This window comes from Chlorobium sp. (assembly GCF_049593655.1).
Classification (GTDB): Bacteria; Bacteroidota; Chlorobiia; order Chlorobiales; family Chlorobiaceae; genus Chlorobium.
The window spans coordinates 17,280-37,682 of record NZ_JBAWHG010000023.1 but is presented as its reverse complement, the minus strand read 5'-3'; the positions used below and the strand labels follow the sequence as shown (position 1 = coordinate 37,682).

Here is a 20,403-nt window from a genome sequence, read left to right as displayed (position 1 = left end):
TTGAAATTCTATGAATAAATAAAATCAGACCCTTCTGCGTTTTGGAGGTCTGCAGCCGTTGTGAGGCAACGGAGTGATATCCTTGATGGAACGGACCTCGAGGCCTGCTCCCTGCAGCGCCCTGATTGCCGCATCTCTTCCGGCGCCCGGCCCCTTGATGAAGACCTGGACATTTCTCATGCCGAGATCGAATGCCTCTTTTGCAGCGGCTTCGGAGGTCACCTGGGACGCGTAGGGGGTATTCTTTTTAGAACCCCTGAAACCGTTCTTGCCGGCGCTTGACCAGGAGACCGTATTGCCCAGCACGTCTGTAATCGTCACCATGATATTGTTGAACGATGCCTTGATATGGACGACGCCTTCCGGGGTAACCTTTACTTTTTTCTTTTTCCTGCTTACTGTTGCCATGAGCTTACACTCTTATAGTATCAATGTTGATGTATTGCTGCTACTACTTCTTCGTCGCCTTCTTCTTGCCTGCGACAGTCTTGCGCTTGCCTTTTCTGGTTCTGGCATTGGTCTGCGTCCGCTGTCCGCGAACGGGAAGCGATCTCCGGTGGCGAAGCCCCCTGTAGCAGCCGATGTCCATCAACCGCTTGATGGCAAGCTGCTGCTCGCCTCGGGCCTGACCCTCAACCTTGTAATCCTCGGCAATAATCTCTCTTATTGCATGCGCCTCTTCGTCGTTCAGCTCGGAAATCTTCCTTTCGGGAGCAATACCCGCCCTCTGCAGAATACTTTCGGCAGAAGTTCTTCCGATACCATAAACATGCGTTAAAGCAATGACCGCGTGTTTGTTCAGCGGCAAATTTACCCCAGCTATCCTCATATGCTCTTTGTAGTTCTATTGATTATTTCTGAAGATCAACCCTGGCGCTGCTTGTGGCTCGGATTAACTTTGCAGATCACGAAACGCTTTCCTTTACGTTTGATGATACGGCAGTGCTCACAACGCTTTTTGATGGAAGAATATATTTTCATATTTGACCCCGCATGCAATAATTAACTCGTCTGTCTATCGAAAAATCTGAAAGGCTTGTAATGTAAAAAAAATAGTCCAAAGTATCAACAGATGATTGTTGATTTTTCATCAGTTATTTGTACCGGTAGGTAATGCGGCCTTTGGAGATGTCGTAGGGTGATATCTGTACTTTGACCTTGTCGCCCGGCAGGATCCTGATGTAGTGCATCCTTATCTTTCCCGATACATGCGCAAGCACCTCAAGCCCGTTTTCAAGCTTTACCTTGAACTGGGCATTGGGCAGCGCATCCACGATCACGCCTTCAATCTCGATTGCTTCTTCTTTGGCCAACAGTATACTCCTTTGAATTCAATGATTTGTTCGAGAACCGTCAGGACAGTTTCTTTTCAAGTAACGAGCGTGTCAGCACTTCTGCTTTCCCCGCCCTGACGATGACCGTATGCTCGAAATGCGCCGACGGTTTCCCGTCCTCGGTGACGGCAACCCATCCGCCTCGCTTGCTGACCGCCCTGCGGGAACGCCCCATGGCGATCATCGGTTCGATGGCAAGCGCCATTCCCGTTCTCAGCCTCACTCCGGTATTGCGTTTTCCGTAATTGGGAACGGCCGGGTCCTCATGAAGTTCGCTGCCGATTCCATGGCCGACCATATTTTCGATGACGCTGAAACCGAAAGAACGGGCATGCGTCTCAACTGCCGCCGAAATATCGTGCAGTCTGTTTCCTTCTATGGCCTGCGCTATGCCCAGTTCGAGAGACTCCCGGGTAACATCGACAAGAAGCTGCACTTTTTCGTCAATGGCGCCGAGCACGAATGTCCTGGCCGCGTCGCCGTGATAACCTCCCTTGTACACACCGCAATCCACCGAAACGATGTCCCCTTCGCGAACGATGCGTTTTGCGCTCGGTACGCCGTGCACAACCTCTTCATTGATGGAAACGCAGAGCGTTGCCGGATAGGGCGTGACATCGGGGTCCCCCTCCGGGGCATAATTCAGAAAACTCGGTACTGCCTGATGATCCCTTATGAACTCTTCGGCCATGCGGTCGAGCTGCATGGTCGTCATGCCCGGTCTGATCTCCTGTTCGAGCAGATCGAGAACCATTGCCGTCAGGGACCCGGACTCCCGCATAAGCTCGATTTCACGCTCGCTTTTTATGGTGATCATAAGGCGTGTCCCTTAGGGCCTCTGACGGCCCCTTGTTTTACCCGACTTCATGAATCCGTCGTAGTGCCGCATGAGCAGGTGACTTTCGACCTGCTGGAGGGTATCGAGCCCTACACCGACAATGATAAGCAGGCTGGTACCGCCGAAAAACTGCGCAAAACCCGGTGTCACATTGGCGAACTTGGTAAGAAAAGTCGGCAGTACGGCGATGATCGCCAGCGAAATGGCCCCCGGAAGGGTTATGCGTGTAAGAATATTGTCGATGAAATCCGCCGTGCTTTTGCCTGGGCGCACACCGGGTATGAACCCGCCCTGGCGTCGCATGGTATCGGCAACCTCTTTGGGATTGAACGCGATAGCGGTATAGAAATAGGTGAAGAAAACGATCATGGTGCCGAATATCAGCGCATGCAGCCATGAGTCATACGACAGTGCCTTGGCAACACCCTGCATCACCTCGTTTTCAGGAAAAAAGGAGAGAAATGTTCCGGGAAGGAACATGATGGACTGCGCGAAAATGATGGGCATGACGCCTGCGGTGTTGATGCGCATGGGTATGTACTGGGTGCTTCCGCCATACACTTTCCTGCCGACGACACGCTTGGCATGCTGAACGGGAATCCTGCGGGTACCGACGGTCAGGACAACCACAAAGGCCACAATGGCTGCCATCATGGCAAGGATGATGATCTCGACGATCCAGTTCTTGCTGCCCAGCGAAACCGAACGGAACTCGGCCACCAGCGCCTGGGGAAAGCGGGCGAGAATACCGATCATGATGATAAGCGAAATGCCGTTGCCTATGCCTCTTTCGGTAATGCGCTCACCGAGCCACATGACGAACACCGTCGAAGCGGTAAGCATGACAACCGCAGTAAAGGTGAAAAACCACCCGGGATCGGGAACGACAGCCGTCCCGAACGAAGCCGGACTGGACAGGCTCACGCTCACCCCCCATGCCTGAAGAGCGGCGATAAGCACGGTTCCATACCTGGTCATCTGGTTGATCCGCTGACGTCCCTCCTCACCCTCTTTCTGCAGCTTCTGCACATAGGGCGTGACGGCACCGAGGAGCTGAACGATGATGGAGGCGGAAATGTAGGGCATGATGCCGAGAGAGAAAATCGAAGCCCTTGCAAATGCACCGCCGACAAACAGATCGAAAAGCCCGAAAAGGTCATTGGAGTGAGCCGGAGATGCGCCCGCTACGGCAGACGCATCGACACCCGGTATCGTAATGTGGGAACCAAGCCTGTAGATAAACAGGAGAAGTAGGGTATAGAGTATCCGCTGCCGAAGCTCAGGGATTTTATTGATGTTGCGTATACTTTCGGTAAGCTTCATAACGGCTCAGGCGATATTCAGGACTTTGCTGATTTCTTGACTCTCTTGACAAGCGGAGCTTTCTGTTTCAGGAGAGCTTCCTCAACCGTGAGATCCACAATTTTCGAAGCCTCTTCAAGGGTGCGGTATGCTTTGGTAACCGAGCCGCCGGCCTTGACGATCTTTTCCTCTGCGCTCTTGCTGAAGAAGTGCGCGGTTATCTTGACCGGCCTGGTAAGCTCGCCATTGCCGAGAATCTTGAAATAATCAGCATAACTCGCATTGCACAGGGCCTTCAGATCCAGTACGGAGATTTCCGTCCCGTCAATCAGACCTTCCTCGATCCACGCTTCGATCTGGGAGACATTGAGCGTCCTGACCGATTTTCTGTCCGGCGGCGTAAAGCCGAACTTCGGAAGTCTGCGGTAAACCGGAATCTGACCGCCTTCGTTGATCGGCCTCTGGTAGCCGCTTCTCGCCTGCTGGCCTTTGTTACCCTTGCCGGCAGTGGTACCGTTACCGGAACCCTGTCCGCGACCAACACGTTTTCTGTTTTTTACCGCGCCTTTTGCAGGACGGAGTGAACTTAAATCCATGATCTCAATTCCCTACTTGCTATTAGTAAAATCTTAAAGCTCTTCGACCTTGACAAGATGCTGTACAACCCTGATCTGACCGCGCAGGCAAGGATTGTCCTGCCGTTCAACGGTGTAGTTCGGACGGCCGAGACCGAGCGCCTTGATCGTCTCTTTCTGTTTTTTCGTACACCCGATCACGCTGCGAACCTGGGTTATCCGTAATGTTTTATCACTCATGTCTCTACTTTCTTCTTTTTAGCTTTCAAAAACCTCTTTAAGGCTCTTCGACCTTCTTTCGGCTACATCCATGGCATCCGACATGCTCTGCAAACCCTTGATCGCGGCTTTGACGACATTGTGCGGATTCGAAGAACCGAGCGACTTGGTAAGCACGTCGTGAACGCCGGCCATCTCGAGTACCGCTCTTACGGCGCCACCTGCAATCAGCCCGGTACCGGGAGTTGCGGGCTTCATCAGCACTTTTGCCGAACCGTATTTGGCAATCACCTGATGCGGAATGGTCCCCTTGATGATCGGAACCTTGATGACGTTTTTCTTGCCGTCCTCGACACCCTTGGCTATAGCGTCCTGAACCTCGTTGGCCTTGCCGAGACCGTAGCCGACATGGCCTTCCTTGTCTCCGACAACGACGATCGCGTTGAACCCGAACCGTTTACCGCCTTTTACAACCTTTGCCGTCCTGTTGATGTGAACCAGCTTTTCCTTCAGATTCAATTCTCCGGGCCTGATATTCTTATTAGCAGATATTTTCGACATGTAACTTTCTCTATTGAAAGGTTTTTAAAAGACCAGACCAGCTTCCCGCGCACCATCGGCCAAAGCCTTGACCCTGCCGTGGTAGCGGAATCCGTTTCTGTCGAAGACGACGTTCGTTATCCCCTTGGCCCCTGCCTTTTCGCCAATCTGCATTCCAACAAGACGGCAAACCTCGGTTTTTGTGCCTTCAAGAGCCTTGTTTTCCTTTGACATGCTCGATACGGACAAAATGGTCTTGCCGTTATCGTCGTCAATCAGCTGCGCATAGACCTGCGACAGGCTGCGGTAAACGCAAAGTCTCGGTTTCGACTCGGTGCCATGGACCTGCGCCCTGCTTCTGTCCTTGATTTTCTGCCTGCGAGAGGCCTTATCGATTTGACTCATTCTCTTCAACCCTAAAAATGTTATTGCCTGACTGTTATAGCTTTCTTTCCGGCTATTACTTACCGGCCGCCTTGCCTTCCTTGCGGCGGATTACCTCACCTTCGTATTTGATGCCTTTTCCACGGTACGGTTCAGGCTTCCTGAACGAACGGATCTTGGCGGCGACCTGTCCGACAAGAGCCTTGTCTATGCCGCTGATAAGAATGGTCGTCTGATCGGGAACCTCGATCTGGATACCTTCGGGAGCCTTGAAATAGATCATGTGCGAATAGCCGAGCGTAAGGGCCAGCAGATCGTTTTTCAGCTCGGCGCGGTAACCGACACCGGCAATTTCGAGTTTTCTGGTAAATCCTTTCGTGACGCCCTCGACCATGTTGCTGATAAGCATGCGGTAAAGGCCGTGCATCGCCCTTGATTTTTTGGTGTCATCGACTCTCTGCACCGTAACAACGCCGTTCTCTTCCTGCACGTTGACCTGCGGAGTCAGTTCCTGCTCAAGCGCGCCTTTGGGTCCGGTCACCTTGATGTTGGCATCACTGATCTCTATCCTGGCCTGACCAGCCAGGGGAATCGGCATTTTTCCTATTCTTGACATGATATTCTTGTACGCTTTGGCTTATGAATTAATAGATGCGGAAGAGGATTTCACCGCCTACGCCCTTCTCACGGGCCTCTTTATCGGTAATGATACCCTTCGACGACGAAAGGATATAGAGTCCGAGGCCGCCAAGGTATTTCCTGATATCCTTTCCCTGATACACCCTTCTTCCCGGCTTGCTTACCCTGGTGATCTCACGGATAGCCGGCTCGCCTGCCGTCGAATATTTCAGCTCGACGCGAATAAACGGAAACTGCTCGGTAGTGATGACCGTAAAGTTTTTTATATATCCTTTTTCCACAAGCAGTTGAGAGATATTCTCCCTGAGCTTGGAATACGGAATATCGGTAGTCTTGTTTTTTGCTCTCCCCGCGTTTCTGATGCGGGTGATATAATCTGCAATAGAATCCGTTACAGGCATAGCTAACGTTGGTTACTTTCAAAAATGAACAAATCTCTCTCTCTTGTCTGTAATACTGAACAACTTACCAGCTTGCCTTCCTGACTCCCGGAATCTTCCCTTCAAGGGCAAGCTTGCGGAACATCTGGCGGCAAAGCCCGAATTTCTCATAAACACCTCTTCCACGGCCTGTAAGGACACAGCGGGTTCTCACCCTTGTTGCAGAACTGTCTCTCGGCAGCTTGCGGAGCGCTTCGTAATCACCGGCTTTAAGCAGCTCCTCACGCTTGGCAGCATATTTCTCTACAAGCTTTTTCCTTTTTTCATTCCGTGCAATAACGCTTTTCTTGGCCATCTCGGGTTTCCTGAATAAGTTAGTTGTTCTTCTTTTTGAACGGCATACCAAGCTCGGAAAGCAGTACATACGCCTCTTCGTCGGTTGCTGCCGACGTCACGAACGTGACGTCCATACCTGAAATCCTCGGTACCTTGTCGATATCGATTTCCGGGAAAATGATCTGCTCCCTGATACCGGTGGTATAGTTGCCGCGTCCATCAAAACTGGTATCGTTCAGTCCGCGGAAGTCACGGATTCTCGGAACGGCAAGACTGACAAAACGGTCTAAAAACTCGTACATGGTCTTTCTGCGGAGCGTCACCCGGCAACCGATGGCCTGGTTCTCGCGCAGTTTGAAGTTCGAAATGGCTTTTCTCGACTTGCGGATCTGCGGCCTCTGACCGGTGATCTGGGCAAGTTCCGCCATGGCGGTCTCGAGCAGCTTCGGCTCGGCTGCAGCCTCTCCGATACCGATATTGATGGCGATCTTCTGCAGCTTCGGCACCATCATGATATTCTTGTACTGGAACCGCTCCATGAGCTTGGGAACAACATTTTCCCTGTAGAAGGTTTCAAGGCGGGCTTCGACGGTTTCGACGGGTGCGTTTTCTTTGTTTTTCGTCATTATTTTCTTTCAGTTACCGGGATGGTCTTGGTCATCCTTTCTTATAAAATACAGATACTTTCTAGCTCTTCTTCACATTGGAAGCATGAATCGGGAATTCTCTCTCGATAATCGAACCCTGCGGGTGGCTCTGGGTCGGCTTCATGTGGCGTTTTCTGATGTTGACGCCCTCCACGATCACCCTGCATTTCTGCGGATACACCTTCAGTATCTTTCCAGCCTTGCCCTTATCGTTCCCGCTGATGACAACGACGTTGTCGTCTTTCCTGACATGCAGCTTGACGTTATGCAGCTTTGCCTTTTTATTAATCCCTGTTTTCATTTTTCACTGATATGATAGTATTCATAAAATCCTGAGCGGGAGACGAGACTCGAACTCGCGACCAACAGCTTGGAAGGCTGTGACTCTACCAACTGAGTTACTCCCGCTTGAAGCTTTCACAGAACTTCAGGCGCCAAAGATACGATTTTCATATATTTTCTGTCGCGCAATTCTCTGGCAACGGGTCCGAAAATTCGGGTACCTCTTGGTTCCCCCTGCGCGTTGAGCAGTACGACTGCGTTTTCGTCGAACCTGATGTAGGATCCGTCCTTTCTTCTCTGTTCTTTCACGCAGCGGACAACAACCGCTTTGCAGACATCTTTCTTCTTGACAACTCCGCCCGGCACAGCCGCTTTCACCGATACGATGACCTGGTCACCCAGTCCGGCATAACGCCTTCCGGTACCGCCGAACACATGGATACAGCGAACTTTCTTCGCTCCGCTGTTATCTGCAACAACCAGATTAGTTTCTTTCTGGATCATCCTGTTTCAAACTTTTTAATGTATAAAGAATCCCTTCTTACCTGGCCTTCTCAATGATTTCGACGAGACGGCAGCTTTTCCTTTTGCTCAGCGGCCTGCATTCGACAACTTTAACCAGATCACCGATACCTGCTTCATTGTTCTCGTCATGCGCCATAAGCCTGGTCGTCTTCTTGAAGTACTTCTTGTAGACCGGGTGCTGAACCCTGCGCTCAACAGCAACGACGATCGCCTTGTCCATCTTGTCGCTGATAACCTTTCCCTGCCAGCTCTTCTTTCGTCCCCTTGCTGCAGCATGCTGTTCCATTGCGGCAGCGCCTGTTTTGTTTTCTTCCATTGATATCGTAAACCGTTTGTTGTTGCCTTGTTCAGTTCTGCCCGGATTCTGCAGCGTTGAGTTTATGGAGCTGTGTTTTCATGCGGGCGATATCACGCCGTGAATTCCGGAACACCATCGGGTTCTGCGGCAGCTCTATCACCTTGAAGAAATTGATATCGGCAAGCCTGTCCTCAAGCTGACGGATCCTGTCGATGAGCTCCTGCCGGCTCAGTGCCGCGACTTCATATTTTTTCATAGTTATAATCCTCTTCTGGAATTTGTTGTTCGGTTATCCCTCGTAATCAGGACGGACAATAAACTTCGTCTTGATCGGCAGCTTCTGCGCTGCGAGCCTGAAGGCTTCGGTCGCAATCTCTTTCGACACGCCTTCGGCCTCGAACATGACTCTTCCCGGCTTGACGACGGCTACCCAGAATTCGGGAGAACCTTTACCGGAACCCATGCGGGTTTCGGCAGCCTTCTTCGTTACCGGTTTGTCGGGAAATATCCTGATCCAGATCTTGCCATCTCTTTTCATGTACCTGTTCATGGCCACACGCGCCGCTTCGATCTGGCGGCTGGTGATCCACGCAGGCTCAAGAGCCTTCAAACCGAAAGAACCGAAAGACACCATCGTTCCACGTCCGGCATTGCCTTTCATGCGGCCACGCTGCGTCTTTCTATACTTAACTCTCTTTGGCATTAACATACCGACAACTCCATTCTGTTTCTGATTATAATGTATATGTCATTATGCGCGCTTGGTGCGGCGACGGCGTTTGCTGCGAGGGTCGCGAGGCCTGGATTTCGAATCCTGCCGGCGATCCTTCATACGCTTCATCTCGTCCTCTTCGATGGCGTCGATACGCTGAACGAGCACTTCACCCTTGTACACCCATACCTTGATACCGATCGTGCCGGCGATGGTATGCGCGGTAACGCTTGCATAGTCGACGTTGGCGCGGATGGTGTGAAGAGGAATCTTGCCCTCCTTGTACTGCTCCGCCCTTGCAATTTCTGCGCCACCGAGACGGCCGGCGCATCTGATCCTGACGCCTTCGGCTCCGGCACGCATCGCCTGCTGGATAGCCTGCTTCATGGCTCTTCTGAAAGAGACGCGATTCTCGAGCTGGTAGGCAATGTTGTCGCCGATCAGCTGAGCCTCGATTTCCGGCTTCACCACTTCGACCACGTCGATCTTCACCTCTTTGCCGGTAATGCGGGTAAGCTCCTGGGAGAGATTGTTGATCTCTTCACCTTTTCTGCCTACAACGGCACCCGGACGGGCGGCGTATATATTGATCTTGATGTGCTTGGTCGTTCTTTCGATAACGATACGGGCAATACCGGCTTTCTCTCTTTTCAGCCTTGCCAGCACATAGTTGCGGATCACATGATCCTGCTTGATCTTTTCCGAAATAACCGGGCTGTCGTCGTACCAGCGAGAAGTCCAGTCCTTGATAATTCCAAGCCTGAATCCAGTAGGATTAACTTTCTGACCCAATGTTCTCTCCTTGTTTAATTTATTTACTGGATTGCTTAACCTTATCGACGATGACAGTCAGGTGATTCGAACGCTTGCGAACCCTGTATGCGCGTCCCATCGGAGCAGGAAGCATTCTTTTTAGTGTGGTGCCCTGATCAACGAACACTGCCTTGACGACAAGCTCCTGATCGCTGACGCGCTCATCCGGATTCAGCTGCGCATAGTTCGCTACAGCAGACTTCAGGGTCATCATGACGTTTCTTGAAGCGCTTTTGGTAGAGTTCAGAAGAATAGCCTTTGCCTGATCGACCTGTTTGCCACGAACGAGGCCTGCCACAAGACGCATTTTTCTCGGCGATGTTGGCGTATGACGTAATATTGCTTTAGCTTGCATGGTAATCTTACCCTTTCGCGTTATTCAGTTATTTTTTCCTTGGTGCTGAGCCGCCTTTTTCAGCCTTTCCGCCGGCATGACCGCGAAACGTCCTTGTAGGGGCGAACTCTCCAAGCTTGTGGCCAACCATATTGTCACTGACATACACCGGAACATGGGTCTTGCCGTTATGTACGGCAACGGTGTGCCCTACAAAATCAGGTGAAATCATTGAACTTCTGGACCAGGTTTTGACAACCTTCTTTTCACCCTTGGTGTTTAAATCAAGAATCCGTCTTTCCAGCTTGAAATCAATGAACGGCCCCTTCTTAAGTGATCTTGGCATACTTTCTCTGCTTGTTATAATTAAGCGCTACAGTTACTTGGCATTCCTGCCGCGGACGATGAGCTTTGACGATGCTTTCTTTTTGTTTCTCGTTTTCAGACCCTTGGCAAGCTGTCCCCACGGTGACTTCGGATGCCTTCTTCCACCGCCGGACTTCGATTTGCCTTCACCACCACCCATCGGATGATCGACCGGGTTCATGGCCATACCTCTTGTCTGCGGGCGGATTCCAAGCCAGCGGCTTCTTCCCGCTTTGCCAAGCACGATGTTCTCGTGATCGGAATTGCCTACGACACCGATAGTTGCACGACACTCGACCCTGACCTTGCGGATCTCTCCGGAAGGAAGTCTCAGGGTTGCGTAATCTCCTTCACGGGCTGCAAGAACAGCGAAAGCGCCTGCCGAACGTACGATCTGTCCACCCTTACCGGCCTTCATTTCCACATTGTGGATATCGGTTCCCAGAGGGATGTTCTTCAGCGGCATGGTGTTGCCGGTCTTGATCTCGACCTTCTCGCCGCTTTCAACCCTGTCGCCAACATTCAAACCTTTCGGGGCGAGAATATAACGTTTTTCTCCGTCATTGTAATGCAATAATGCAATTCTTGATGAACGGTTCGGATCATATTCGATGGAAGCAACCTTGGCGGGAATGCCGTCCTTGTTCCGCTTGAAGTCAACGATGCGGTAATGCCTCTTGTGGCCGCCGCCTCTGTGCCTCGATGTTTTTCTTCCCGCGCTGTTGCGGCCGCCGCTTTTCTTGAGCGGTACGAGAAGACTTTTTTCCGGCTCACTTTTTGTGATCTCGTCAAATCCAGGGTATGACATGAACCGTGACCCTGGTGTTATCGGCGCTAATTTCCTGATTGCCATTGCAATTATAATCTATCCTTGTTGTGTATTCTATCCTTCGCCCTTCTGTGCAGAACCGGAGTAATAGTCGATCGACTGTCCATCTGCAAGAGTGACGATCGCTTTTTTCCAGTCACTCTTCTTTCCGGCTATCAACCCTTTCCGGGTATACTGCCGCTTCGCCTTGCCAAGGCAGTTCACGGTACGAACTGAAGTAACAGTCACGCCGAACTTGTTCTGGACAGCGTTCCTGATATCGATTTTATCTGCATCCGGCTTGACGACAAACACATACTGACCTTTCTTTTCGGTCAGGCCTGTGCTTTTTTCCGTTAACCACGGCCGTAACAACGGGTTTTTCATCTCATTCACTCCTGTTTACTGGAAACCTGCAATTACCCTAAAGTATCCTCTATTTTTTTCAATGCGCCCTTCTGGAAGACAATCGCCTGACTGTCAAGAATATCGTAGGTCGACGCCTTTTCAGCCGTCATGATATTGAGTACCTCGATATTTTTTCCCGAACGGGCCATGACCATATCGTACTCGGGAGTCAGCATGAGGGTTTTCTTCTCTGCGAGACCGAGATTTTTCAGAATATCGGCAACCGGCTTCGTCTTTATCTGTTCGAGCCTGAAATCCTCCACAACAAGAATCTGGCCGGCAAGCGCCTTGGCGCTGAGCGCCGAACGGCGGGCAAGCTGCTTGACCTTCTTGTTGACCTTCTGTTCGTAGCTGCGCGGCTGGGGACCGAAAATGGTTCCGCCTCCGCTCATCAGCGGCGAACGGGTAGAACCCTGACGGGCGTTACCAGTGCCTTTCTGGCGATAGGGCTTTCTTCCGCCTCCACGCACTTCAGCACGGGTTTTGGCTTTATGCGTTCCCTGCCTTCTGTTTGCAAGTATCGCCTTGACATCGAGATACATTGCATGTTCAGATATTTCAGCGCCGAAAATTTCATCACTGAGCGTAACAACTTCCCCTGTTTCAGTGCCGCCGGTATTTAAGACTTTAAGTTCCATAACTTCGTGCAATCAGCGTTTACTTTTTTGTAGAAACAATCTTTACGTAGGAGTTCTTTGCGCCCGGTACTGCACCTTTAACTACCAGCAGATTGGATTCCGGCATGATCTTGACAATGACAAGATTTCTTATCGTGACGTTGCATCCGCCCATACGCCCGGCCATTCTGGTGCCTCTGAAGGTTCTCGAGGGATCCGATGATCCTCCTACCGAACCAGGGGCACGGAGCCTGTCGGACTGACCGTGGGTTCTCGAACCGCCGCCGAAGTTGTGACGTTTGACGACACCGGCAAAACCCTTGCCCTTGGTGACACCAAGCACATTGACAACCTCGCCTTCACTGAAAGACTCCACACTGACAGGATTACCTGCTTCCAGCTCCTCGGTGAAATCGTCTTTCCTGAATTCCGCCATCATAAAGCCTGGTGTGACTCCGGCCTTTCTGTAATGACCCTGCAGAGGTTTATTGACCTTTTTCTCATCCCTTTCCCCGATACCTACCTGATACGCGTCATAGCCGTCCTTGTCCGCATTTTTCACCTGCGTGACAAAGCATGGGCCTGCCTGGATAACAGTACAGGATATCGCCTCGCGTTTATCATTGTATAAACGGGTCATGCCGATTTTCTTTCCAAGAATCGCACCCATATATGATTAGCTTTTCTAATTCGTTAAGACTTGATTTCAACATCCACACCGCTCGGAAGCTCAAGCTTCATCAGCATATCGATGGTCCTGGCAGTTGGATTGACGATCTCGATCAACCGCTTGTGCGATGAAAACGAGAACTGCTCGCGGGACTTTTTATCGACATGCGGAGAACGGTTCACCGTATACACATGTGCTTTTGTCGGAAGCGGTATGGGACCGAAGATGATGGCGTCCGTCTGCTTCACCACATCAATAATCCTTAAAGCCCATTTATCAACCAGGCTATGGTCGTATGACTTGAGCTTGATTCTTATCTTTTGCTGTACAGCCACTTGTCAACCCTGTTTCTTTGTTAGCAATAAAAAAGGGGCGGGGGGTTATAAGCCCCGCCCCGGGACGCGCTTCGCCCTGGATTACTCGTTGATCTTGGTTACGGAACCAGCACCGACGGTACGGCCGCCTTCGCGGATAGCGAAACGGAGGCCTTCGTCCATAGCGATAGGAACGATCAGCTCGACTTCAACGGAGAGGTTGTCGCCAGGCATGACCATTTCAACACCTTCGGGAAGCGTTACGGAACCGGTAACGTCAGTGGTTCTGAAATAGAACTGCGGACGGTAGCCGTTGAAGAACGGGGTGTGACGGCCGCCTTCCTCTTTTCTGAGAATGTAGACCTCAGCCTTGAACTTGGTGTGCGGCTTGATACTGCCGGGCTTGGCAATAACCATGCCGCGCTCGAGTTCGGTCTTGTCCACACCTCTGAGAAGAAGACCTGCGTTGTCACCGGCCTGACCTTCGTCAAGAAGTTTCTGGAACATTTCGATACCGGTGACTACCGACTTGCGGGTAGGCTTGATACCGACGATTTCAACCTCTTCGTTGATCTTGATACGGCCTCTCTCGATTCTGCCGGTACCGACGGTACCACGGCCTGAAATCGAGAAAACGTCCTCGACAGGCATCAGGAACGGCTTGTCTACGTCGCGGACCGGTTCGGGAATGAACTCGTCAACCGCGTCCATAAGCTCCATGATGGCTTTTTCGCCTTCCGGATCGCCATCGAGGGCTTTCAGTGCGGAGCCTTTGATGATCGGAATATCGTCGCCGGGGAAGTTGTACTCGGTCAGAAGCTCTCTGAGTTCGAGCTCGACAAGTTCGAGAAGCTCGGGATCGGCAATATCGACCTTGTTGAGGAACACGACCAGAGCCGGAACGTTCACCTGACGGGCAAGCAGAATGTGCTCGCGGGTCTGAGGCATGGGACCGTCGGTACCTGCAACAACGAGGATCGCGCCGTCCATCTGGGCTGCACCGGTGATCATGTTCTTGATGTAGTCAGCGTGGCCGGGACAGTCGATGTGTGCGTAGTGACGTTTTTTGGTCTGGTACTCGACGTGTGCGGTCGAAATGGTGATACCGCGCTCTCTCTCTTCGGGAGCCTTGTCGATGCTGCCGAAATCACGCTGAAGGGCAAGGCCCTGTTTTGCAAGAACCGAAGTGATTGCTGCAGTCAGGGTTGTTTTACCATGGTCAACGTGGCCAATGGTACCGATATTGACATGAGGTTTATCCCTTTTGTAGGACTCTTTTGCCATAACTTATCTCCGTGTCGGTTATATGTTATTATTTAGTAATAGTTAAAACTGATACAGGCACTGCCTGATTATTCCGAATCCCCGCCTGCCCTCTTCTCCTGCATAGCCTCGGCGACACTGCGAGGAACCTCGCGATAACAGTCGAATTCCATCGAATAGTTTGCGCGGCCCTGGCTCATCGAACGAAGATCGGTCGAATAGCCGAACATCGCCGAAAGCGGCACCTTGGAATTAACAAACTGGGCTCCTGCCCTTTGTCCCATACCTTCGATATGACCGCGACGGCTCGACAAGTCACCCATCACATCACCAAGATACTCTTCAGGCGTTACCACTTCCACCTTCATGATCGGCTCGAGCAGAACCGGATCGGCTTTTTTGGCCGCACCCTTGAACCCTATGGAACCGGCAATCTTGAAGGCCATCTCCGAAGAGTCAACCTCGTGATACTTGCCGTCCAGAAGAGTGACCTTGATATCCTGCATCGGAAATCCGGCAACAACACCGCTTTTCATGGCCTGCTGTACACCTGCATTGACGGCAGGAATATACTCTTTCGGAATCACGCCGCCCTTGATCGCATCCACAAATTCGTATCCCTTGCCCTCTTCAAGAGGCTCAACCCTGAGAACAACCAGACCGAACTGGCCCTTGCCGCCCGACTGACGGACAAACTTCCCTTCAAATTCAACGGATTTCCTGATGGTTTCACGGTAGGCGACCTGAGGCTGACCAACATTGGCCTCGACCTTGAACTCCCGCTTGAGCCGATCGACAAGAATTTCAAGATGCAGCTCACCCATACCGGCAATCAGCGTCTGACCGGTTTCGTCATCGGTCTTTACCTTGAAGGTAGGATCCTCTTCGGCAAGCTTTGCAAGCGACATGCCGAGCTTGTCGTTATCAGCTTTTGTTTTGGGCTCGATGGCGATCTGGATAACCGGCTCGGGGAACACCATTTTTTCGAGCACCACCGGATTGGCTTCATCACAGATCGTATCGCCTGTCCTGACGTCCTTCAGACCGACAGCTGCCGCGATATCGCCGGCATAGACACAATCAATATCCTCTCTCTTGTTCGAGTGCATCTGAAGGATGCGACCGATACGCTCCTTCTTGCCCGTCATGGTGTTCAGCACATAACTGCCCGCCTTGAGAATTCCGGAGTAGACCCTGAAAAAGGTAAGCTTCCCGACAAAGGGATCGGTCGCGATCTTGAAGGCAAGACCGGCAAACGGCTCTTCATCCTTCGGTGCTCTTGATACCGGCTCCTCCGTACGGGGATGGTGACCCTCGACAGCGCCGACATCAACCGGAGAGGCAAGATACTCGACAACCGCGTCCAGCATGAACTGAACACCCTTGTTCTTGAACGATGAACCGCAAAGAACCGGAATGATGGTGACGTTGAGCGTAGCCTTGCGAAGCACTGCCCTCACCTCCTGCTCGGTAATCTCCTCACCGTTCAGATACTTCTCAAGCAGCGTATCATCAACCTCGGAAACCGCCTCAAGCATATTGATCCGCCATGTCCTCGCTTCGTTCTGCAGGTCATGGGGAATCTCGACTTCGTTATAGGTACTGCCGTCATCCTTGTTATAGATAATCCCCTTCATTCTGATCAGATCGACAAAACCGGCAAAGATCTCGCCTTCACCGATAGGGATCTGCAGCGGAACGGGGTTTGCACCAAGCCTCTCCCTGATAGCCTTGACGGTATCAAAGAAGTTTGCCCCTGTCCTGTCCATCTTGTTGACATAGGCAATTCTCGGCACACCATACTTGTTGGCCTGGCGCCAGACTGTTTCGGACTGGGGCTCAACGCCTCCGACCGCACAGAACAGCGCAACCGCGCCGTCGAGAACCCTCAGCGAACGCTCCACCTCGACGGTGAAATCCACGTGGCCGGGAGTATCGATAATATTGATCCTGTGGTTGATACCGGAATAGTTACCGAACTTCGGAATCCAGAAACAGGTTGTCGCCGCAGAGGTGATCGTAATACCGCGCTCCTTCTCCTGCTCCATCCAGTCCATGGTGGCTCCGCCATCATGCACCTCGCCCATCCGGTGCAGACGCCCGGTATAGTAGAGAATCCTCTCAGTCGTTGTCGTCTTGCCGGCATCGATGTGCGCCATGATGCCGATATTGCGTACCTTATCTAAATCAACCAGCCTTGTCATAATACCCTTTTTGGCTTTTTACCTGCAGTTATCACTACTACCTCAGAAACGGAAATGAGCGAAGGCCTTGTTGGCATCAGCCATCCGGTGCACTTCGTCACGCTTTTTCACCGATGCACCCTGCTCGTTGGCAGCATCCATCAGTTCGGCTGCGAACTTCTCAGCCATCGAACGGCCGCCGCGCTTCGCCGAGTACTGCTTCAGCCAGCGGAAAGCCAGAGCGCCTCTCCTGGAAGGCTTTACTTCCATAGGAATCTGATAGGTGGCGCCGCCGACCCTCTTGCTGCGAACCTCGACAACAGGAGCGATATTCGACATCGCCTTGCGATACACTTCAAGAGGATCCTCCCCGGTCATCTTCTCGGCAATAATATCAAAGGCATCGTAAACGATCTTTGCCGCAACTTCCTTTTTACCGTCGAGCATGACCGCGTTGATAAAACGGGCTACACTTTCATCCCCGTAACGGAAATCAACACCGACACTCTTGTAGCTACCTTTTTTCGACATATTCGTTCTTCCGGATTAAAAATTCAATTTATCTTTTGCCTTTTGCCGGAGCAGCCGCGCCAGCCTTGGGCTGTTTCGCACCATACTTCGAGCGACTCTGCTTGCGGTCGGCCACGCCGGACGTATCCAGCGAACCCCTCACGATATGATAGCGCACACCGGGAAGATCCTTGACCCTGCCGCCACGGATCAGCACAATCGAGTGCTCCTGCAGGTTATGACCTTCGCCCGGGATATATGCTGTAACCTCAATCTTGTTCGAAAGCCGCACACGCGCAACTTTCCGTAACGCGGAGTTCGGTTTTTTCGGCGTGGTTGTATAGACTCGCGTGCAAACACCCCTTTTCTGCGGGCATTTCTCAAGCGCCGGAGACGCTGTTTTAGACGCCTTTACACTTCTTCCGCTCCTGATAAGCTGCTGGATCGTCGGCATACTGAAAATCTTTTTCTTTTAAAACGTCTGATTTTACACGATGTAAATCATAAAAATCCATAAGGACAACCAATGTAATTCAATCGGAATAAAAAACAAAATCCGGAAAGCCATTTTTCTGCTTTTCAGGATAAAAAAGCCATGGACACCGTTTCCGGGCGGCAGAGGCCTGCACATGCGGCCTCCGACGGGCCGCCGCGCTGCATTTCAATGCATTCGGAAGAGGGGAATTCGCCTCGCGGCCGCAGCGCATCCGGTCATACCGGAAGCAGATAGGCCAGGGTTTTCGACAGGTCGCCCAGCACCTGCGAAGCGGACAGCTTCTCCTGCATGCCTCCATATGGAGGCCGCTCCGGGGAGTTGCGTATCGACTCGAATGCACTGCCGAGAAGCTGAGCGATACCGTCGGCGCTCTCCAGAGGGGCCCAGAAGCCGCCGGCCTCGACGGCAAGCCGGGCTGTCGGCCCTTCGGGACCGACGACAAAAAAAGGTTTTCTCATACAGAGCGCATCGACCGCCAGCTCCGGAACCGTAAACGGAGCGTGCCCGTCACTGCAGGCCACCACGCCGAACAGGTCGCACTGCCTGATGCGTTCAAGCTCATCCTGACCGGAGAGCCTCCGGACAACGGAAACGGAAGCTTCCGGAGTATATTTACGGATGTATTTCATGATCTCCTTTTCGTCGCCTCCGAGAACCTGGAGCGATGGCTGCATGGAAAACGATCCGGCATGCTTCATATAGCGCCCCAGCGCCGAGAAAAACAGCTTCAGTTCCTTTCCCGATGCCTGCTCCACAAGAACCGTCACTCCGGGAGCGCCTGCAGAGGCCTGCCTTCGTGAGGCCGAGGGAGAGAAGGAATCCGTACAGAAATCCGGTATGATCGTAATATCGTCGTGTGTGGCCTTTCCGAAGTATTTCTTCAGAAAGTACTCCTTGAGCGCACGGGTAGGCGTTATGACTGCATGGCCGGAAGTGATCACCCTCTCCTCGATCTGTGCGGCATCGCTCTGGCGTGAACCTGAAACTGACGACGTGTCGAGCGGAGCGACCAGATCGAAAAGCACCGGCAAACCGTGTTTTTTTGAGAGTTCGAGTGCAAGCAGAAGCGGAGCAGCAGGAGGTCCCTGGGCGTAGATGGCATCGACCGGATCATGGCGGCTGATGATGCCCTCGGCAACCGAAGCAGCCTGCTTTTCCCAGCCGGCAACAAGATTCACTCCGGGAAGCAGGCCTGAAATCATCCGCAGCGGCGAACCGGTGGGGGCTGTTGCGCTCATACCCTGCACCAGCTGCGCCGTTCGTTCAGGCCCGAAGGTCTCGGCCTCCACAAGCTCCCCTGTACGGTAGATGCCGGTAAATTCGGCACTCTCGCCGAGTGCACGGTTTTTGCCGTCCTCATTCCATGCGATATCGGCAGGGGCAACCACAAGAGGCGCCCAGCCCAGTTCAGGGAGACTGGCAACAAGCCTTGACGCCCTCAATGAGCCCGTCGTAAGCATCGGGGGGTAGTTGATCGACAGAAACAGTATCTTTTTCATCAAAAAAGGGAAAAAACTTGTAATCAGTTACCTGCCGGCAACATGCCGGCAGTTTCAATAAAACGCAGCTGTTGACAAAAAAAACCGCTTCTCAGCGGCTTTTTTCCTTTCCGGATATTCCGTCAAAGAGGCTTGTAATTTAAAAATTTTTTGCAAAAGGACGCACACGCGCGCGCCCTCTATCTCTCTCTGAACATGCCGCGGCGGCCCGCTCAGTATTTCCTGACATACCGGGACTTCGGATCGCCAAGAACATTCAGCCACGACCCGTAGGTAGGATTCGGCAGCATGAACCACTTTCTGCCCCAGTTGTTCTTGTATTCGCCGACCAGCCGGTCACGCTCCTCGGGAGTGATACTGCTTTTCACATCCGCCAGAAAATCACCGAGATCGTCTCCGAAAAGCATCACGATCCGGTATTGTTTCGAAATCTCTTCACGCCGGCTTTTCTTTTCGGAAGTCCATCCGTCCCGCTCACCCGCAAGCAGTACGTTTTCAGGCAGCACACCTGCGACACCGACTTTCGAAAGGTTCTCTATCGTATCGGCTTCCTGCGAACATCCCGACCCCGGCTTGCCGCCTTTCCGGCACTCCCTGTTGGAGATGAAAACAACCCGGACATGTTTGTCTTTCATGGCGTTGATGAACTCGACCGCTCCGGGAACGGCCGTCGCATCTTTCAAGGCAAGCCACTCATCCCATGTCGCCTGGCTCCACTCGCCACCGTCAAGCACCATCTTTCCCATATACCTGGAGTTGTCGAGCACGGTCTCGTCGATATCCATCACCACGGCAGGAGGCAAAGACGAAAACTCTCCGGTCTGTTCTTTGGCAGCCGTCCACTTGCGATCGCGGAGTGCTGCGTCTATATTTTTCAATGCCATATTGTAAGCCTGGGTCGTATTGGCCCTGTATTCCGCCGACGACTGCATCCACAGAAGACTGTTGAAATTGTTGTTTGCGGTCGACGCACATCCGGCCGACAGCAGCACTGACAGGGCGGCACAAATCGATCTGAAAAAGTTCTTCATGGCGGAGACCTCCGGGGAGTATGGGGTTGGTTCACCTGACACGGTACGACAGCCCTGAAAGTTATGAAAAAAGCAGGTGA

Annotated in this window: 33 protein-coding genes and 1 tRNA gene; all 34 read right to left on the bottom strand. The window is 52.2% G+C overall.

What is annotated here, in order from left to right:
• Positions 1–24: 24 nt before the first annotated feature.
• The 34 genes from rpsK to WBP50_RS03560 all read right to left on the bottom strand — a co-directional run bounded on the left by rpsK (position 25) and on the right by WBP50_RS03560 (position 20,365).
• Entirely contained in the window at positions 25–408 is a 384-nt protein-coding gene (gene rpsK / locus WBP50_RS03725) for a 30S ribosomal protein S11 (protein ID WP_292004075.1), read from the bottom strand.
• A 43-nt stretch (positions 409–451) separates the two neighbouring features.
• A complete protein-coding gene (rpsM, locus tag WBP50_RS03720) occupies positions 452–829 on the bottom strand; it encodes a 30S ribosomal protein S13 (RefSeq protein ID WP_423931756.1) in 378 nt (125 codons plus the stop codon).
• A gap of 35 nt (positions 830–864) precedes the next feature.
• The gene (rpmJ, locus tag WBP50_RS03715) at positions 865–981 is read right to left on the bottom strand and encodes a 50S ribosomal protein L36 (protein ID WP_010933819.1); all 117 of its coding nucleotides are present in this window, start codon (positions 979–981) and stop codon (positions 865–867) included.
• Between the two features lie 113 nt (positions 982–1,094).
• Positions 1,095–1,313: a translation initiation factor IF-1 gene (gene infA, locus WBP50_RS03710; RefSeq protein ID WP_292001689.1), complete on the bottom strand. Its 219-nt coding sequence runs from the start codon at positions 1,311–1,313 to the stop codon at positions 1,095–1,097.
• A gap of 40 nt (positions 1,314–1,353) precedes the next feature.
• Positions 1,354–2,151 carry a type I methionyl aminopeptidase gene (gene map / locus WBP50_RS03705; protein WP_423931755.1) on the bottom strand — a complete coding sequence of 266 codons (798 nt, stop codon included), beginning with the start codon at positions 2,149–2,151 and terminating at the stop codon, positions 1,354–1,356.
• A 12-nt stretch (positions 2,152–2,163) separates the two neighbouring features.
• Positions 2,164–3,495 carry a preprotein translocase subunit SecY gene (gene secY / locus WBP50_RS03700; RefSeq protein WP_423931753.1) on the bottom strand — a complete coding sequence of 444 codons (1,332 nt, stop codon included), beginning with the start codon at positions 3,493–3,495 and terminating at the stop codon, positions 2,164–2,166.
• A gap of 17 nt (positions 3,496–3,512) precedes the next feature.
• Positions 3,513–4,070, bottom strand: coding sequence for a 50S ribosomal protein L15 (rplO, locus tag WBP50_RS03695; protein ID WP_423931751.1), 558 nt, complete (start codon positions 4,068–4,070; stop codon positions 3,513–3,515).
• Positions 4,071–4,103: 33 nt separating this feature from the next.
• Positions 4,104–4,289, bottom strand: a complete 186-nt coding sequence (gene rpmD, locus WBP50_RS03690) for a 50S ribosomal protein L30 (RefSeq protein ID WP_423931749.1) — start codon at positions 4,287–4,289, stop codon at positions 4,104–4,106.
• Between the two features lie 18 nt (positions 4,290–4,307).
• Positions 4,308–4,829: a 30S ribosomal protein S5 gene (rpsE, locus tag WBP50_RS03685; protein ID WP_423931748.1), complete on the bottom strand. Its 522-nt coding sequence runs from the start codon at positions 4,827–4,829 to the stop codon at positions 4,308–4,310.
• Between the two features lie 24 nt (positions 4,830–4,853).
• The gene (gene rplR, locus WBP50_RS03680) at positions 4,854–5,213 is read right to left on the bottom strand and encodes a 50S ribosomal protein L18 (protein WP_423931747.1); all 360 of its coding nucleotides are present in this window, start codon (positions 5,211–5,213) and stop codon (positions 4,854–4,856) included.
• Positions 5,214–5,268: 55 nt separating this feature from the next.
• Entirely contained in the window at positions 5,269–5,808 is a 540-nt protein-coding gene (gene rplF, locus WBP50_RS03675) for a 50S ribosomal protein L6 (protein WP_423931746.1), read from the bottom strand.
• 28 nt (positions 5,809–5,836) lie between these two features.
• The gene (rpsH, locus tag WBP50_RS03670) at positions 5,837–6,232 is read right to left on the bottom strand and encodes a 30S ribosomal protein S8 (RefSeq protein ID WP_423931745.1); all 396 of its coding nucleotides are present in this window, start codon (positions 6,230–6,232) and stop codon (positions 5,837–5,839) included.
• Positions 6,233–6,296: 64 nt separating this feature from the next.
• Complete coding sequence (rpsN, locus tag WBP50_RS03665) at positions 6,297–6,566, bottom strand: 30S ribosomal protein S14 (protein WP_423931743.1); 270 nt, start codon at positions 6,564–6,566, stop codon at positions 6,297–6,299.
• Positions 6,567–6,585: 19 nt separating this feature from the next.
• The gene (rplE, locus tag WBP50_RS03660; RefSeq protein WP_423931741.1) at positions 6,586–7,173 is read right to left on the bottom strand and encodes a 50S ribosomal protein L5; all 588 of its coding nucleotides are present in this window, start codon (positions 7,171–7,173) and stop codon (positions 6,586–6,588) included.
• Between the two features lie 61 nt (positions 7,174–7,234).
• Positions 7,235–7,495, bottom strand: coding sequence for a 50S ribosomal protein L24 (rplX, locus tag WBP50_RS03655; RefSeq protein WP_423931739.1), 261 nt, complete (start codon positions 7,493–7,495; stop codon positions 7,235–7,237).
• Positions 7,496–7,529: 34 nt separating this feature from the next.
• Positions 7,530–7,602 (bottom strand) — tRNA-Gly (locus WBP50_RS03650).
• Positions 7,603–7,611: 9 nt separating this feature from the next.
• The gene (gene rplN / locus WBP50_RS03645) at positions 7,612–7,980 is read right to left on the bottom strand and encodes a 50S ribosomal protein L14 (protein ID WP_292001678.1); all 369 of its coding nucleotides are present in this window, start codon (positions 7,978–7,980) and stop codon (positions 7,612–7,614) included.
• Between the two features lie 37 nt (positions 7,981–8,017).
• Positions 8,018–8,317 carry a 30S ribosomal protein S17 gene (gene rpsQ, locus WBP50_RS03640; RefSeq protein ID WP_423931738.1) on the bottom strand — a complete coding sequence of 100 codons (300 nt, stop codon included), beginning with the start codon at positions 8,315–8,317 and terminating at the stop codon, positions 8,018–8,020.
• Positions 8,318–8,348: 31 nt separating this feature from the next.
• Positions 8,349–8,555 (bottom strand): 50S ribosomal protein L29, encoded by a 207-nt coding sequence (gene rpmC, locus WBP50_RS03635; RefSeq protein WP_423931736.1) that lies wholly within the window; start codon positions 8,553–8,555, stop codon positions 8,349–8,351.
• A gap of 33 nt (positions 8,556–8,588) precedes the next feature.
• Positions 8,589–9,008, bottom strand: a complete 420-nt coding sequence (gene rplP, locus WBP50_RS03630) for a 50S ribosomal protein L16 (RefSeq protein ID WP_292004089.1) — start codon at positions 9,006–9,008, stop codon at positions 8,589–8,591.
• A 42-nt stretch (positions 9,009–9,050) separates the two neighbouring features.
• The gene (rpsC, locus tag WBP50_RS03625) at positions 9,051–9,803 is read right to left on the bottom strand and encodes a 30S ribosomal protein S3 (RefSeq protein WP_292004090.1); all 753 of its coding nucleotides are present in this window, start codon (positions 9,801–9,803) and stop codon (positions 9,051–9,053) included.
• 19 nt (positions 9,804–9,822) lie between these two features.
• Entirely contained in the window at positions 9,823–10,179 is a 357-nt protein-coding gene (gene rplV, locus WBP50_RS03620) for a 50S ribosomal protein L22 (protein ID WP_292004091.1), read from the bottom strand.
• Between the two features lie 28 nt (positions 10,180–10,207).
• Positions 10,208–10,504: a 30S ribosomal protein S19 gene (gene rpsS, locus WBP50_RS03615; RefSeq protein ID WP_423931734.1), complete on the bottom strand. Its 297-nt coding sequence runs from the start codon at positions 10,502–10,504 to the stop codon at positions 10,208–10,210.
• Between the two features lie 33 nt (positions 10,505–10,537).
• Entirely contained in the window at positions 10,538–11,377 is an 840-nt protein-coding gene (gene rplB / locus WBP50_RS03610) for a 50S ribosomal protein L2 (RefSeq protein WP_423931733.1), read from the bottom strand.
• A gap of 30 nt (positions 11,378–11,407) precedes the next feature.
• Positions 11,408–11,719 carry a 50S ribosomal protein L23 gene (gene rplW, locus WBP50_RS03605; RefSeq protein WP_423931731.1) on the bottom strand — a complete coding sequence of 104 codons (312 nt, stop codon included), beginning with the start codon at positions 11,717–11,719 and terminating at the stop codon, positions 11,408–11,410.
• A 32-nt stretch (positions 11,720–11,751) separates the two neighbouring features.
• A complete protein-coding gene (gene rplD, locus WBP50_RS03600; RefSeq protein WP_423931729.1) occupies positions 11,752–12,378 on the bottom strand; it encodes a 50S ribosomal protein L4 in 627 nt (208 codons plus the stop codon).
• Between the two features lie 19 nt (positions 12,379–12,397).
• Entirely contained in the window at positions 12,398–13,027 is a 630-nt protein-coding gene (rplC, locus tag WBP50_RS03595) for a 50S ribosomal protein L3 (RefSeq protein ID WP_423931728.1), read from the bottom strand.
• A gap of 23 nt (positions 13,028–13,050) precedes the next feature.
• On the bottom strand, positions 13,051–13,362 hold the full coding sequence (gene rpsJ, locus WBP50_RS03590) for a 30S ribosomal protein S10 (RefSeq protein WP_423931726.1): 312 nt from the start codon (positions 13,360–13,362) through the stop codon (positions 13,051–13,053).
• A gap of 81 nt (positions 13,363–13,443) precedes the next feature.
• Positions 13,444–14,625, bottom strand: a complete 1,182-nt coding sequence (gene tuf, locus WBP50_RS03585) for an elongation factor Tu (RefSeq protein WP_423931725.1) — start codon at positions 14,623–14,625, stop codon at positions 13,444–13,446.
• A 68-nt stretch (positions 14,626–14,693) separates the two neighbouring features.
• Positions 14,694–16,808: an elongation factor G gene (fusA, locus tag WBP50_RS03580; RefSeq protein WP_423931724.1), complete on the bottom strand. Its 2,115-nt coding sequence runs from the start codon at positions 16,806–16,808 to the stop codon at positions 14,694–14,696.
• Positions 16,809–16,850: 42 nt separating this feature from the next.
• Positions 16,851–17,318, bottom strand: a complete 468-nt coding sequence (rpsG, locus tag WBP50_RS03575) for a 30S ribosomal protein S7 (RefSeq protein ID WP_423931723.1) — start codon at positions 17,316–17,318, stop codon at positions 16,851–16,853.
• A gap of 28 nt (positions 17,319–17,346) precedes the next feature.
• Positions 17,347–17,751, bottom strand: coding sequence for a 30S ribosomal protein S12 (rpsL, locus tag WBP50_RS03570; protein ID WP_292004099.1), 405 nt, complete (start codon positions 17,749–17,751; stop codon positions 17,347–17,349).
• Between the two features lie 257 nt (positions 17,752–18,008).
• Positions 18,009–19,292, bottom strand: coding sequence for a glycosyltransferase (locus tag WBP50_RS03565; RefSeq protein WP_423931721.1), 1,284 nt, complete (start codon positions 19,290–19,292; stop codon positions 18,009–18,011).
• Between the two features lie 212 nt (positions 19,293–19,504).
• The gene (locus WBP50_RS03560; RefSeq protein ID WP_423931719.1) at positions 19,505–20,365 is read right to left on the bottom strand and encodes a 5'-nucleotidase, lipoprotein e(P4) family; all 861 of its coding nucleotides are present in this window, start codon (positions 20,363–20,365) and stop codon (positions 19,505–19,507) included.
• Positions 20,366–20,403 lie beyond the last annotated feature (38 nt).